This window comes from Streptomyces sp. AMJ-169 (genome assembly GCF_055597585.1).
This window is the reverse complement of the sequence record NZ_JBVLTJ010000002.1, coordinates 629,936-643,437: the sequence shown is the minus strand read 5'-3', so window position 1 is coordinate 643,437 and position 13,502 is coordinate 629,936. Positions and strand designations below refer to the sequence as shown.

The 13,502-nt window shown below is 68.8% G+C and carries 9 protein-coding genes, 1 tRNA gene, 1 pseudogene and 1 CRISPR repeat array; of the genes and pseudogenes, 2 read left to right on the top strand and 9 right to left on the bottom strand.

All coding sequences use genetic code 11. The features are described from left to right. Positions 1–140: 140 nt before the first annotated feature. Positions 141–689 carry a helix-turn-helix domain-containing protein gene (locus ACYUD3_RS07365; protein ID WP_470965518.1) on the bottom strand — a complete coding sequence of 183 codons (549 nt, stop codon included), beginning with the start codon at positions 687–689 and terminating at the stop codon, positions 141–143. A 175-nt stretch (positions 690–864) separates the two neighbouring features. On the opposite strand from ACYUD3_RS07365, the gene ACYUD3_RS07360 reads away from it, so the two are divergent. Together ACYUD3_RS07360 and ACYUD3_RS07355 are read left to right on the top strand one after the other, a co-directional pair. Continuing rightward, positions 865–937 (top strand) — tRNA-Ala (locus ACYUD3_RS07360). Between the two features lie 188 nt (positions 938–1,125). Next, entirely contained in the window at positions 1,126–2,319 is a 1,194-nt protein-coding gene (locus ACYUD3_RS07355; protein ID WP_470965515.1) for a tyrosine-type recombinase/integrase, read from the top strand. Positions 2,320–2,351: 32 nt separating this feature from the next. Then, a CRISPR array of direct repeats spans positions 2,352–2,685; the repeat unit is 29 nt; unit sequence GGGAACACCCCCGCAGGCGCGGGGACCAC. A 109-nt stretch (positions 2,686–2,794) separates the two neighbouring features. On the opposite strand, the pseudogene cas2e reads toward ACYUD3_RS07355, so the two are convergent. The 8 genes and pseudogenes from cas2e to ACYUD3_RS07315 all read right to left on the bottom strand — a co-directional run bounded on the left by cas2e (position 2,795) and on the right by ACYUD3_RS07315 (position 12,547). Then, positions 2,795–3,153 (bottom strand): annotated as a pseudogene (cas2e, locus tag ACYUD3_RS07350) (type I-E CRISPR-associated endoribonuclease Cas2e). Continuing rightward, positions 3,150–4,169, bottom strand: coding sequence for a type I-E CRISPR-associated endonuclease Cas1e (gene cas1e, locus ACYUD3_RS07345; RefSeq protein ID WP_470965512.1), 1,020 nt, complete (start codon positions 4,167–4,169; stop codon positions 3,150–3,152). The pseudogene cas2e and the gene cas1e overlap by 4 nt, the downstream one beginning before the upstream one ends. Continuing rightward, positions 4,166–4,882 (bottom strand): type I-E CRISPR-associated protein Cas6/Cse3/CasE, encoded by a 717-nt coding sequence (gene cas6e / locus ACYUD3_RS07340; protein ID WP_470965509.1) that lies wholly within the window; start codon positions 4,880–4,882, stop codon positions 4,166–4,168. The genes cas1e and cas6e overlap by 4 nt, the downstream gene beginning before the upstream one ends. Continuing rightward, entirely contained in the window at positions 4,882–5,607 is a 726-nt protein-coding gene (gene cas5e / locus ACYUD3_RS07335) for a type I-E CRISPR-associated protein Cas5/CasD (RefSeq protein ID WP_470965505.1), read from the bottom strand. The genes cas6e and cas5e overlap by 1 nt, the downstream gene beginning before the upstream one ends. Next, on the bottom strand, positions 5,604–6,806 hold the full coding sequence (gene cas7e, locus ACYUD3_RS07330; protein WP_470965501.1) for a type I-E CRISPR-associated protein Cas7/Cse4/CasC: 1,203 nt from the start codon (positions 6,804–6,806) through the stop codon (positions 5,604–5,606). Before cas7e ends, cas5e begins: the two co-directional genes overlap by 4 nt. Positions 6,807–6,837: 31 nt before the next feature. Continuing rightward, a complete protein-coding gene (casB, locus tag ACYUD3_RS07325; protein WP_470965498.1) occupies positions 6,838–7,563 on the bottom strand; it encodes a type I-E CRISPR-associated protein Cse2/CasB in 726 nt (241 codons plus the stop codon). Next, the gene (gene casA / locus ACYUD3_RS07320) at positions 7,560–12,239 is read right to left on the bottom strand and encodes a type I-E CRISPR-associated protein Cse1/CasA (RefSeq protein ID WP_470965495.1); all 4,680 of its coding nucleotides are present in this window, start codon (positions 12,237–12,239) and stop codon (positions 7,560–7,562) included. Before casA ends, casB begins: the two co-directional genes overlap by 4 nt. Before the next feature lie 116 nt (positions 12,240–12,355). Continuing rightward, entirely contained in the window at positions 12,356–12,547 is a 192-nt protein-coding gene (locus tag ACYUD3_RS07315; RefSeq protein ID WP_470965492.1) for a hypothetical protein, read from the bottom strand. Between the last annotated feature and the right edge of the window lie 955 nt (positions 12,548–13,502).

The following is a 13,502-nucleotide window of genomic DNA, read 5'->3' as shown; positions in this document are numbered from 1 at the left end:
AAGGGGGTGCTCTGGACGGGGGTTGGCTCCCTCGCAGGGGGCTCCCTTGGCGGGGGCTTTTAACGGGGCTTCCCTGAAGGGGTGTTGAGGGGTGCCGTGCGGCCCGGCGCCGACCCCCTCGGCGGCCGGGCCGTACGGTTTCAGCTCTGGTGGGACTGATAGTGCGTGACCGCGTCCGAGGTGCGGCCCGCGCCGTAGACCCGGAGGAACTCTGCCAGTTCGGGGTGGGTCGGGGCGAGGGTGTCGGCGGCGTCGATGATGTCGCCGGCGGCAGCGACCGAGCGCAGCAGCGACTGGATCTCGCGGACCACGCGCTTGACGGTCGGAGCACCTGAACTGCTCGTCGTCTGCGTGGTGTTGCTCAGCACCGAGCCCCCCTGGGAGCGCTTGATCTCGTCCATCCGCTGGGTGGCCTCGGCGGCGCTGACGCTCCCGTCGGCGACCTGATTCGCCAACTCCTGGAGCAGTTGCACCCGTTGGACCACCGCGGGGTTTCCGATCTTCGCGCGTTGACCGCTCATCAGCTGGGACAGCATCGGCGCGGAAAGTCCCAACACCCCTGCGAGACGAGCCTGGTTGAGGCCAAGATCGTCGATGAGTTTACGGAAGAGCGCCCCCAGTGGCTCCCCGTACCAGTTCCGCTGAAGTTCCCGCGCTCTGGCGGTCGCTTCCTGTTGTGCGGCGTCCATTGCGTCTCCCCATCGCTTCCCCAAAAAATCCACGGTTCGCTGTAGCGAACCACGACGAGCATCTTACGGAGAGTGGTCGGGCGCGGGGAGGGCAATCTGTTGACGAGATCGGTTGGGGGAACCGGTACTCTGGTGTCTGGTCTTCGCCCGGGGTGGTCCGGGGGTGGGCTTGTTCGGGGCCTTAGCTCAGTTGGTAGAGCGCCGTCTTTGCATGGCGGATGTCAGGGGTTCGACTCCCCTAGGCTCCACTTTTTTGGACCCCCTTTGACCTGCGGAAACGTGGGGCGGAGGGGGTCTTCTTCTTTTTCATGTGGGCACGATGTGGGCACACGGGCTCAGATCGGGGTGCGGGGAGCCTTTGCACTGTCCCGGACGTGCGGTGGGGGTGTCCGAGCGCATGTGATCTCTTCCCGGGCCCCTGCCTACGGTCCCGCGCATGGCACACATCGAGGTTCGGCAGCTCGCCGAGGGAGAGGTCTCGCACACCGTCCGCTGGCGCGCGGGAGGGGTTCGGAACGGCCGCAGGGAGTCGGAGGTCTTCACCGATCCTGATGCTGCCGAGCGGTTCAGGGATCTGGTGAACGGGTTCGGGCAGCAGTGGCCGCCGGGGTGGATACGGGGGCGGGGGTTCGTCGCCGATCTGCGGTCGGAGGGCGAGATGTTCGAGGTGTTCGCCATGAAGCAGATCGGGCTGTTGACGGGGATCCAGGGGGATACCCGGGCGAAGTACCGGCGGCTGGTGGAGCAGAACATGTCGCCGTGGTTCAAGGGCTACTCGGTGCGCGATGGCGAGGGTGGGATCAGCCGGGAGATGATCCAGCAGTGGGTCAACGACCTGGCGGAGGGGAAGGCCGCTCCGTTGGATCCGCCGGACCGCAGGGCGCGTACGAAGTACAAGCCGAAGACGGTGTCCAATCAGCACGGGCTGCTCCACGCGATCCTCCAGGCCGCTGTTGACGCGGAGCCGAAGTTGCGGGCGACGAATCCTTGCTCGTACACCCGGTTGCCGCGTCTGGACGGTGAGCAGGTCGAGGAGGAGATGGTCTTCCTCGAGCGGGAGGAGTACCGGTGGGTCTACGAGTGCATGGCCGAGGACGCGCAGGATCTCACCGACACCCTCGCGGAGACGGGTGTCCGGTGGGGTGAGGGGACCGCGCTCCAGCCCCGTGACATCCAGCGTCGTAACGGGCGGCCGGTTCTGCGGATCCAGCGGGCGTGGAAGCGGGACGAGGACGGGAAGCCGTATCTGGGGGCTCCGAAGACGAAGCGCAGCCGTCGTACGGTCGTGATCACCTGGAAGCTCGATCGGATGCTGCGGCGGCGGGCGAAGGGGAAGGCGCCTGATGATCTGCTGTTCACCGGGCCCGAGGGTGGGCGGTGGGATGCGGGAACGTTTCGCCGGCTGCGGTGGCTCCCGGCGATCGAGCTGGCGGCGGAGAGGTTCGGGCTGATCAAGCGGCCCCGGGTGCACGATCTGCGTCACTCGCACGCTGCTTGGCTGATCGCGGCGAAGGTGCCGCTGCCTGCGATCCAGGCCCGGCTGGGGCATGAGTCCATCACGACGACCGTGGACCGGTACGGGCATCTTCTGGATGCTCTGGACGACGAGGTCATGGCTGCTGTCGCATAGGCCATGGACTCCACAGCACCCATCTTGCCGGCGGGAACACTCCCGCAGGCGCGGGGACCACCTGGCTTTCCACAGGACCGCCTTCGCCCTGGCGGGAACACCCCCGCAGGCGCGGGGACCACTGATCGTGCCGGACACGGTGGTCGCGGAGATCGGGAACACTCCCGCAGGCGCGGGGACCACCCCTGGTAATGCCCAGCTCCCACCTGGTGGTGGGGAACACCCCCGCAGGCGCGGGGACCACATCTTGACATTGCAGTCCGTCACCAGCGACCCGGGAACACCCCCGCAGGCGCGGGGACCACGAACTGTCTGCGCAGGCCAGGACCCTTACGCGGGGAACACCCCCGCAGGCGCGGGGACCACGGCATGTGATCTGGGGGTTTATCCGTGAGGGAAGTGGATTTTGCTTGCTTCCTGAGAAACGGGCATATCGCCTCTCGGGGTGGTGGGTTGAGGGTGAGTCGGGTTGGGTCTACTGGTTTCCGAAGGTTCGTCTTTTGGCTGCTTTGCTCCAGCCTTGGCGGGGTGGGCTGGTGGTTGGGGAGTGTGGGGTGGTGGGGTGGTGGGGCGGTGGAGGAGGGTGAGGCCCTCGTGGTCGGTGGGGTGCCAGGTGTGTTCGTGGGTGGCGAAGGTGAAGCCTTGTTCGTTGTTCGTCTGGTGGGCGAGGAGGGCTCGGCCCTTGCCGCGGTACTGGCGGACTTCTTCCCAGAGGATGTCGCGGACGCGGGCGGAGGGGGCGCCGAGGAAGACGCCGGGGGAGATTTCCAGGAGCCAGCGGGTGAGGAAGCCGCGGAGGCCGGCGGGGCAGTTGGCGAGGACGATGACGGTCACCAGATGGGGTCCTCCCAGGTGAGGTCCTGCGGGGTGGTGTGCTCCGCAGGCGAGGCGTGGTTGTGGCCGGCGGGCAGGAACCTGCCGCCGTCGGACTGGACGGGCAGGAACCTGCCGCCGTCGGACTGGAGGGTCACCCGGTCCGTCGTGTCGTCCGGTGGTGGGGTGGTGTGGTGGGGAAGGAGGAGGTTTTTGATGTCCTTCACACAGCGGTCGAGGAGGCCGGTGGTGTTGATGCGGTCTCTGAGGGCGCGCCGGGTGCGGGTGGCGATGTCCTGGTCGCCCTGGGCGGCTGCGTCGAAGGCGGCCGGGATGCCGATGTCGGTCTTGTAGAGGTCGGCGATGTCCAGGACGAAGGAGCGTTCGTGCCCGGAGTGCACGAAGCCGAGTCCGGGAGAGCAGCCGAGCGCTGCGACGACGGCGTGGGCGATGCCGTACATGCACTGGGCGGCGGCTGTGACGGCCTGGTTGGGAGGGTCGCCGGCGGTGAAGTCGCCGTGGTGGTACTCGCGGCGGTGCCAGGGGACGCCGGTGCGGGCGGCCTCGCGCCGGTAGCAGTCCCTGACCCGGTGGCCTTCCATGCTGAGGAGCTGCTGGCGGGTCTTGGTCGAGGGGTCTTCGTCGGGGAAGCGCAGGCGGTACATGGCGCGGGCGACGTCCAGGCGGGTGCGGCGGTTGGCCCAGGCGGTGGCCTGTGCTTCGACGAGGTGGCTGGAGAGGGTGAGGGCGCGTCCGCCGGCGTAGTGGCGGACTCCTCGTTCGCCGACCCAGGCGACGCCCGCGCCGCATTCGCCGAGGACGGACATGGCCTGGTGGGTGATGCGGGTGCCGGGACCCAGGAGGAGGGTGCCGATGGTCGCGGAGGGGATGTGGGTGACGCCGTCCGCGTCGGTGGCGGTGATCGCGTTGTCGTCGCGGTGGACGGTGCAGCGTTCCAGGTAGAGGAAGGAGACGCGGTCGCCGACCCTGGTGAGTTCCCGGGGAGTTGAGGTGGGCCGTCGTCCGACCGTGCTCATGACGCGGGCGCGAGGGTCATCAGGCCGCAGCCGTACGCCTTGGCCTTGCCCAGTCCGTTGGTGAGGGTGCGGCGGAAGGTGTCGGCGTCGGTGACGCGCAGGCGGCCGTCGAAGGTGACCCGGGTGATGCGGACCTCCGGGCGGCCGGCGGCGGAGCCGGTCTTGCGGAACTGCAAGGGCATCCGGTCGTGCACGATCACCTCGTGCTGGTGGCCGTGTTCGGTCAGCCTGCGGTCGGCGGGGGTCTCCGTCACCTCGAAGCCCGCGTTCTTCTGCCGCTGGAGCAGCCAGCCGATCTGATGGCGGGGCGTGACGTGTGCGGCCCGCTTCGTGGGAGTGTCCCTCGCGTCCACGTCCCGGCGGATGTTGTGCACCGGGTTGGCCGTGAGGCGGAAGGCCCAGGTGCTGCCGGGGGCGAGGCGGTCGAGGAACTCGTCGTAGGCGAAGGTCGTCCAGCCGGGGTCCGGCAGGCCGGGCCAGCCCGCTTCCTCGACCAGGTGGGTCAGGTCGGGGCGGTCGGGGCTGACGATGAACAGGTCGGCGCGGCCCGCGGCGGCCGGGTCCACCCGCCACAGGACGCGCGGGCCGGTCCCGTCCCTCGATGGCGGGTCGGGGAAGGCCATGTTCACCGCGCCGTGCATGAAGTTCGGCGAGCCGAGCAGCCGGCGCGCGCCGGACCGTGCGGTGTTGATGCGGAAGCGGGTCAGGTACATCAGGGGGTCCTCGGGACGGGCAGGGGGCGCAGGCCGGTGGTCGGGTCGTGGGCGGTGCGCAGGTCGGTGTGGGCGGTGACGACGCCACGCAGCGCGTACTGCCGGTGCCGGGGGTCGAAGCTCACCGGTGTGTCCCGCAGGGACAGGTGCGGGACGTCGGCGGGCGGGCAGTCGAGCAGCAGGTCCAGAGGTCCCGGATCGTGGTTGGTGCGTTTCCTGTACCAGGGGGACGCCTGCCAGGGCGCGGCACGCAGAGCCTCCTCCAGGTCCGTGTCAGGGAGTGGCGGGCCCAGGTCGAGAGGGAGAGAAGGGGGACAGGAGCGCCGCCCGAGGAAGGGCAGGAAACGGGGTGCGCGTACGGCGTCGTAGAGGCGGTGCAGCAGCGCCGGGTCGCCCTCGACTCCCGCCACGAACACGGCGTCCGCGAGGTAGAACCGTTCGGACAGCGGCATGGACTTGCCTGTGTCGGCATGGTGCGCGGTGTGGAAGTCCCGCAGCCGGGAGCCGGGTTGGTCGATCCGTACGCCGAACCGCAGCGCGGCCAGGTCGGAGAGGTCCGCACCCCGAGGGCGGCCTTCGGCCGAGGCGAGCAGGCCGAGTATCCCGCTCTTGGTGGGGGCGTTCTCGGTGCCGCGGCGGGTGAAGCGGGCCGATGAGCCCCAGGACTGTAGTGGGCCGGCGAGCCGCAGCAGCATCGTCGACCGGTCCGGGCTCGCAGCCGTCATGCCCCCGCTCCGGAACCCACCCGCCGCGCCACCGCCGCGCGCACTTCCTCCAGCAGGGTCTTCAAGGAGACGGCCCGGCCGAGCGGGGCGAGCGCCTCGGTCTCGTTGCCGACGCGGAAGACCCAGGTCTGGTCCTGGGCCGTCTCGATGCCGTACTGCTTCTCGAAGTTCGGTACGTACTCGGCGAGTTGATGACAGCTCTCCCGGAGATACCCGCCCTTCGCTCCCTGCGGCACGGGCTCCTCGAAGGCGCTGACGAAGCTCACCGGCCGCCGGTCGCGCAGCTTCACGAGCACGGCGGAGGGCAGGGTGTGGTTGCCGAAAGTGTTGATCTTCCCGGTCGGCAGGGAGGTGATGAACGCCTCCAGGAACGCGGTGACCGCCTTCTCCGCAGGGGTGCTCGGAACTTCGTTCTCCTGAAGCCCGAGACCCAGGTTGCGGTGCAGTTCGTCGACGTCCACGGCCGCGTAGCGGTAGAGGGTCGCGGAGTTGAAGTCGACGGTGCCGATCATCCCCGCGCCGGATTCGTCGTCGGAGCTGAGGTCGTCCACCGCCGTGTAGTAGTCGGACTCGATGTCCGACTTGTGCACGCTGATGGCGTGGGCCACCTGCGTCGCGGCCTCCACGTTCAGGTCGGCGGAGTCGGCGACCATCCGGCCGAAGAGCGCGATGTCCACCGAGTGCCGGGCGTCCACGGCGTTCTTCGCCTCGGCCTTGTTCTTCTTCAGGTACTCCGCGAGGCGCTTGACGTCCCCCTCCGGGCCGCTGTGCTCGATCGCCAGGTCGGCGAGAGCGTCCAACTGGCGGCTGCTCAGGAACATCAGGTACGACGAGACAGGTGTTGTGTTCGCCTCTTCGCCGTCCTTCGCCTTCCGCTTCGGAGGCTCGATCTTGGAGCCGGTCGCCGTCTTCAGCGTCTCGACGGCCAGGGAGATGGCGACGGGTTCGGTGAACCCGCTCTTGGCGGTGATCCGCTCCGCCAGCGCCCCGGCGAGCTTCTTGGTGCGGACGCCGAGTTCCTCGGGCGGCAGCAGTTCGTCGAACGTCTTGCGGGTCGCGCGTTTCCACGCCTGGCTGGACACCCGGGCTCGCCGCACCCCGCCGTAGTACGCCGACTTCGGCGTGCCCGTGTCGTCGCGGTTGAGGTTGCTGGGCGGGACCACCTGGAGGATGTGGACGTCGAGGATGGTGCGGGTCACCGTGATTCCGTTCTGCTCGGTCGGCTGTGGGTCATTCGCCCGCGTCGTCCTGGGAGGCGGCTGTCCTGTACACGCGGTGGAATTCGCGGCCCCAGGCGCGGCGGACGTCGGCCTGCCATCTGTCGTCCTGCCAGCGGTCGAGTTCGTCGGCCAGCCGTCCGTAGTCGAGAGGGATGCGGGCTTCGCGCAGCAGCAGCACCATCTCGCGCAGGCGGCGGCTCAGAACGTCGATGTCGGAGGAGGTGCCCAGGCGTACGAAGCGTTGGCGCAAGGTGGAGTTGGCGTTCTCGACGGCACCTTGGCCGTCGTCCTCCGTGCCCTTCTTCTGGGCGAGCATGCGTACGGCGCGGCCCAGGGACCAGCCGCGGATGTGCATCGCCTCCTCGCGCACCGACTGCTGGTGAAGCGCCCACATGGTCACGGCCAGGTGCACCGCCCGGTCCTCGCGCTCCTCCTGCGCCTCGCGCTCACGGCGCTTGCGGGAGACGAACCAGTGCGCGGTGTCGTCGCTCTCCTCCCGCTGTTTCGCGCGGAGTTCGGTGAGTGTTTCCAGGTCGTCGAGTCCCCAGCTGGTGGGCGAGGCGTGAGGTTCGCGGCCTGCTTCCCGTCGTAGCCGGGCGACGGCTGCCACGGCTGCGGCGTTGTCCCTGCGGTAGCCGCCCTGCAACCGCTCCACGGTGCTGCGAGCGGCTGCCTCGGTGAGGGATCGGGGCTCGTCCTTGGTCTTGGCCTTGGCCGCCTCGGTCGTCGTACTCATGAATCGCTCTCCGGACGTTTGGCTTCGGCGGAAAGGGGGCCCAGGACCTTGTGGAGGCGCAGGCGGAAGAACTGGTCGGCGCGGGCGGTGTCCATCAGGCGGATGCCGAGGCCGGGTACGTCGGTGAGGCGGCCCTCGTCGGCGGCGGGTCCGGCGGAGTCGAGGAGCTGCCGGCCGAGGCGCAGCATGTGGCGGTGGACGGTGGTCTTCCATTCCCGGCGTGCGGTCTCCAGGTTGGGGAAGCTGAGCAGGTCCTTCAGCCAGGCCCGGTACGGTCCGTCCAGCGCGCCGAAGCCCAGGTCGCGGGCGCTCGCCTGAGGGGTCGCCGCATCGGTGCCGGCGGCACGTGCCAGGTTCCCCGCGAGCTGCCCCAGGGCGACCACGGCCAGCTCCGCGTCACTCACGGCGTCGACCGCCGCGGCGCCGTAGAACCGGTTCGTCTCGTGCAGGGTGACGACGGGCAGCACAACGGAGTCGTCCACGATCTCGTCCACCACCGACTGCTGGGTGCCGTACACCGCACCCACCAGCCGCAGCCGCACCAGCGTGCCCGCCGGGATCTCGCTCGCGGTGATCACCCTGGTGAACCAGCGGGCCACCCCCGCGCGCAGGATGCGGTCGGGTTCACCGCGCCGGCCGTCGTCGGCAGCCTGACGGCGCGCCGGAAGCAACGCCTCCAGCCCCCGCCAGGCCGCCCTGCTCGGGTCGTGCCGCAACGGCGTGTAGAACGGCTTGCGGCCCTGCTTCTTCTCCTGGGCCTCGCTGCGCCGCCAGCTCGACATCGGCTCGCTCTTCCACGGGGCGGCGAGCGAGAGGGGGTCGCCGTAGCCGAGGACCACCCCGGTCACGGCACCTGCCTGTGCGTGTAGACGGATGCGGCGGGACTGCCAGGTGTAGAGGTCCCGCAGGCCGGTGGGAGCGGCTTGCTCGCGTTCACCGGGGCTCAGCGGCTCCGGACGGCGCCAGACCGGCAGGTCCTTCACCGTCCGGTCGTCGAAACCTGCCTCCGGCTCCTCCAGGGCGATCAGGTTGAGCAGGAGCGTCTCCCGGAAGGTGGCCCCCTCGGCGAACACCCCGCCGAGATGTCCCAGCGAGCCCACCCCGAGTGGATAGACCTTGCCGGCCTTCCCCCTGTCGTCGCCGGCCATCGCGGACTTGATGCCCGAAGTGTCGAAGGCGTGCGCGTGCACCAGCCAGCGGGCGGCCTCCGCGTACGACAGCGTCTCGACGTTCGGACGGCGCATGGTGAAGAACTGCTCGCCCACCGGGACGTCCGCGACGATCCGGCTGAGCGGCGCGACCTCGTGCTTCGCCGTGCGCAGACCGGCGACCTGGTAGAAGGGGCGCTCGGGGGCGAACAGGTCGAAGAGGTCCTGGTGTCGGGCGAGATAGTCCGTGACGGCCGCGAACGGGTCCGCCGACAGCCACAGGTCCTCCCAGTCCTCGATCTCCGCCGGGCCGTCCGACGCGTCGTACAGCACGGCGAGCAGGAGCCTCAGGAGGGCGATCTCCTGCGTCGGGACGTCACCCACCAACCTGCGTATGGAATCCGCCTGTTGGAAGAGTTCGAGGAGCGAGAGCTGCGCGGTCGTGCCGTCCGTGCGCTGCACCGGCAGCCACGGCTCGACAGCCAGGTTGAAGGAGGGCGGCCCCGGCGGATCCTCGTTCACCGTGACCCTCTCGGGTTCCTGGCTAAGCCGTCGCTCGTCTGGCAGCTGCTCGTCGCCCCCACCTTCTTCCTCCCCTGTCCCCGCTTGTCCGTCCACGGCGATCGCGTCGGCGGACGTCACCCGCAGTCCGTCCGCGCGGCTGTAGGTGAGAACGAAGCCTGCCAGAGAGGTCTGACAATCCGGGCCGAGAACGAGGATCAACTCCCCCGCCAGCCAAGGGCATTCCTTTACCTGCCAGGCGGGGACCAGGAAACGCTCAAGTTCCGCGATGGTTCGGTCGACCATGTACGGCTTGCTGAAGCGGCCCGGAAGTGTGAGAGCGCTGGCCGCGACCGCCTTGCACGCGCGCGGACTTGGCATGAAGTCGACGGGCAGCTCCAGACCGCCTCGCTTTCCGTCCCTGTCGTCGGACAGCCACGGTACGGTCGTCAGCCGGCCGTCGGCCTGCCGCTGGACGACCAGGACCTCCAACGTCTCTTCGCTGTCCCGGACTTGGGCACGACCCGTGGGGCTGTCGTCCGCGTCACCGGCCGAGGCCGCCAGCCACCCGTACACAGGGCGGCCCGGCCGTCGTGCCGAGTCCAGCAGGAAGGAGCCGGCCTTCTCCCGCTTCTTCTCCAGCAGTTGCCGGTGAGTGCGGTACGCCTCCGCCAGCCGCTGCTGCTCCTCCGGCGAGGGATCACCGTAGGCGGCCTGCACCAACAGGCTGATATCTGTGGGGAGTTCGAGTGTCCGGCCGTCGAGGAACGGGTCGAGCACGTCCAGCGAGCGGAACAGGATGTACTCGCTCTGGTAGACGGCGACCGTCCCAGCATCCGGCTGCGGGGGAACGGCTTCCCAGTCCACGCCGGTGATCAGGCAGCGCGCCTGAGCCAGACGGGCCGGTCGGCTGCGGACATGCCGGTGCAGGCGGCCCATCCGCTGCAACACCAGGTCCACCGGGGCCAGATCGGTGACCAGCAGATCGAAGTCCACGTCAAGGGACTGCTCCGCCACCTGACTGGCCACCACGACATGCCGGTACGGCCGTCGGCCGCCGTCCGGGCCGAAGCGGCGCAGCAGATCGGCGTCGTTGGCCGCGCGGTCCGCCGCGAGAAAACGGGAGTGGGCCACGGTGACCGCCTCGTCCCCCAGCCGGGCGCGCAGTACGCCGGCGGTCTCCAGCACGCGGTCCACCGTGTTCCGTACGACCAACACACAGCCGCCGTCGGTGAGTTCACGTTCCAGTCGGTCGGCCAGTTCGGCCGGGTCGTCGTCCGTGCGCTCCACGACGACGGCGGTCTTCCTCCCGGAGGCCGCCGGAGGGCGCGCGGTCAGCACCGGGTGGCCAGGGGACGCGGCCGTGATCAACGGGTAAGCGTCGGGGGCCGTTTCTACGTCGCTGCTCTCGGAGGAGCCCGTGTACGCGGCCACCAGCGCGCGCCTGCGGTCCGACGGGAGTGTCGCCGACAGCACCACGACCGGCACCCGGTAGGCCGCCAGCCACTCCAGAACCCGGTCCAGGTAGCGGCCCATGTAGGCGTCGTACGCGTGTGCTTCGTCGATCACCACGACCTTGCCCGCCACCGCCAGGTGCCGCAGCACCAGGTGACGGCTCTTCAGCCCTGCGAACAGGACCTGGTCGATGGTTCCCACCGCGAACGAGGCCAGCAGTTGCTTCTTGCGGCCCCGCAGCCACTGGTGGGCGTGGAATCCGGCCGGTTTGGCGTGCCGGGACCGGGGATCGAGTTTCTCCATCTCCTGGTCGTCCAGGCCGACGGCGACGATCGTCCGCCGGCCTTGGCGCAGGAGGCCCGCCCATACGTCGTTCAGGGCTGCCTTGGCGTGGGCGAGCGCGACGGAGTGCCGCGTTCTGTTGATGTCCGGGAGCCTCTCCAGCCACTCCAAGAGCCGGGGGAACATCGCGTCCCCCGTCGCACGCGTCGGCAACGCCACCAGTACGCCGCCCGCACCGGACCGTGCCGCCAGGATCTCCGCCGCCGCGAGCGCGGCCTCCGTCTTGCCCTCACCCATGGGCGCCTCGATCACCAGCATCCCCGGCGCGGGCATCTCCCTGGCCATCCGGACGGCCTCGGTCTGGACCGGCCGGACGGTCTTGCCCTTCAGCCGGGCGAACCGCTGTCCGAACAACTCGTCGGCCGGTTGGGTAGGTTCCTCCGGTGCCCACGGTGGGAGGAGGTCCAACCCCGCCCAGGCGGCGGCGAGTCGACGCCGCTCGCCGGTCGGCCCCACCGGCTCCCACGTCTCGGGGTCGTAGGGGAACAACTCGGGTGAACTCGCGATCCAGTCCGCGAGGATCACCACCGCCGTCAGCATCACCTGCGTGGGCTGCGACAGCCGTACTTCCCCCCACTTCGGCAACCTGTCGGTCACGCCCGCCGCAGCCGCGCACGCGTCCATCAGCTCGAACTGGGCTCGTCGCCAGACCTCTTCGCTCGGTCCGGGGTGTCGGATCAGGTGCGGGCGGAGTTGAAGGTCGTGGATCTGTTCGTGATCGGGGAACGTGCCGTGGTGGCCGCCGACCACCACCGCGAACTGGCCCGACACCCGTCCGCGCAGGCCGTAGCGCTCGGCCAGCCATTCCTGGAGCAGCAACTGCCCGGCCAGGCCGTGGGGCGCGATCCGGCGGTCCTGGCCGTAATCCTTGGCCATCGGCATTTCGAGTCCGGCGTCACGCATCGAATTGGCCGACGCATCGAATTGGCAGGCGAAGGTGGGGGTGGATTTCCCCACGTCATGGACACTGGCCAGGAATCGGACGAGCCTCTGGGCGTCGTCTTCTCCGCCAGGCAGCTCCTCCGTCACCAATTCCTTGATCGAACGGGGTAGCCATTCCGCCCACAGACGGCCGGCGACTGCTCCGCTGTCGGCCATGTGCCGCCAAAGCGGAAGCCAGCCGCCCGACTTGATCTCGGACTTCGCCCAAGCCGACCTGGTGGAGGCGGATAATTCTTCCCAGGGGAACGGGATGTCCGAAGAGTCTGCATCCTTGGCTGCTTCAGGCATGGCTCCCATTTCTTGCACGCCGGAGTGGAGGTCCCTCTCGGGCGGGAGGGGACCTCCGGGGAAAAGGGGCGGCTGGCTTGACTGTGGCTGAACGGTCGCCCCAAGGGTGACTGGATTCAGGCGAGGCGTGGCTTCGACGTCTTCGACCGGAACGACAGGATCACGAGGACGACGATGGCCAGCCAGACCCACGGTGCATGTCCGGACAGGGGTGTCGGGCAGGCCGGGATTACGGCTGCACCAAGACCGGCCACGACGGATAACGCTGCCTGGCCGGACGGTTCGGCGGCTGCTTCGTTCGAGCGCATCGGTAGGCTTTCCATGTCTCGATCGCGATCAATTGAGGCGGGCCGGACCTGTGCTGACCCTCTGGCAGGGCATGCACAAGCCGACCCTGCTTTGCGTTGCACCCCGGCGTGCCTGGGTACGCTATATGCGCCAGAGTGATGGTGTGTCCGGTTCCCGGAAGTTTCCGAGAGAATCTCTCCAGTTGGATTTGATGCTGGGAAGAGCGAGGAACCGGAATCTCTTCAACCCCGCGTGCGAGGGGACCACTGTCGAGCGAGAGGAAATGGGGACCGGCCGGAGGGAACACCCCCGCGTGCGCGGGGACCACTGGGGCTACAACGACGGCGTCCCGATCTTGTGGGGACCACCCCCGCGTGCGCGGGGACCACAGTCTGTGGGCTGGGGCTTTATCTGGCCGCTGGGCTGTTTTTCGTTACTTCTAAAGAAATGGGCATAGGGGTCAAAAGGTTGAAAGTTTCCGAAATGGTGGCAATGGGTTCTTGTGTCGGCGGTGCGGCATCGGGCATCACGTTTCAGCGCCTTTGTTGGTCAAGGGTGCGAGGCGCATCGATCTCCTGATGCCGGGGGCAACCTTATCGATTGGCGTTGATCGCCGGAGGAGCCTCCCCCTGTCTGCTGGCGTCAGGGTCGGCAGTTTGCTCAGCAAAGTTCAGATCGCCCTCGTCGTCTGTGGCGTCCATTGGCAAGGTGCTCGCTGAACCCGTAATTTCAGCTGCCAGGTCAAGGCGCGATGTGGCATTAGCGAATGTGAACATGCGGTGAGGTGTGCCCGCTGATGGGCGCGCCTTCAGGGTCGAGCTGGATCGAGGGGGGTTTGAGCGGGATGGAAGCGGGCGTTTTGCCCTGACTCGTTGGTGAAGTCGCAGATCGGTGTAAACACCCCCTGAACCGCAAAAACGCCCGCTCAGAGGGCATTTCGGCCCCCACCCCCGGTCACCTCCCCGTCACCCCCAA

Bases quoted from the DNA above. Each gene is read 5' to 3' on its own strand.
- casB (WP_470965498.1), bottom strand. From the start codon at position 7,563: ATGAGTACGACGACCGAGGCGGCCAAGGCCAAGACCAAGGACGAGCCC.
- ACYUD3_RS07355 (WP_470965515.1), top strand. From the start codon at position 1,126: ATGGCACACATCGAGGTTCGGCAGCTCGCCGAGGGAGAGGTCTCGCAC.
- cas6e (WP_470965509.1), bottom strand. From the start codon at position 4,882: ATGTACCTGACCCGCTTCCGCATCAACACCGCACGGTCCGGCGCGCGC.
- casA (WP_470965495.1), bottom strand. From the start codon at position 12,239: ATGCCTGAAGCAGCCAAGGATGCAGACTCTTCGGACATCCCGTTCCCC.
- ACYUD3_RS07315 (WP_470965492.1), bottom strand. From the start codon at position 12,547: ATGCGCTCGAACGAAGCAGCCGCCGAACCGTCCGGCCAGGCAGCGTTA.
- cas1e (WP_470965512.1), bottom strand. From the start codon at position 4,169: ATGAGCACGGTCGGACGACGGCCCACCTCAACTCCCCGGGAACTCACC.
- cas5e (WP_470965505.1), bottom strand. From the start codon at position 5,607: ATGACGGCTGCGAGCCCGGACCGGTCGACGATGCTGCTGCGGCTCGCC.
- ACYUD3_RS07365 (WP_470965518.1), bottom strand. From the start codon at position 689: ATGGACGCCGCACAACAGGAAGCGACCGCCAGAGCGCGGGAACTTCAG.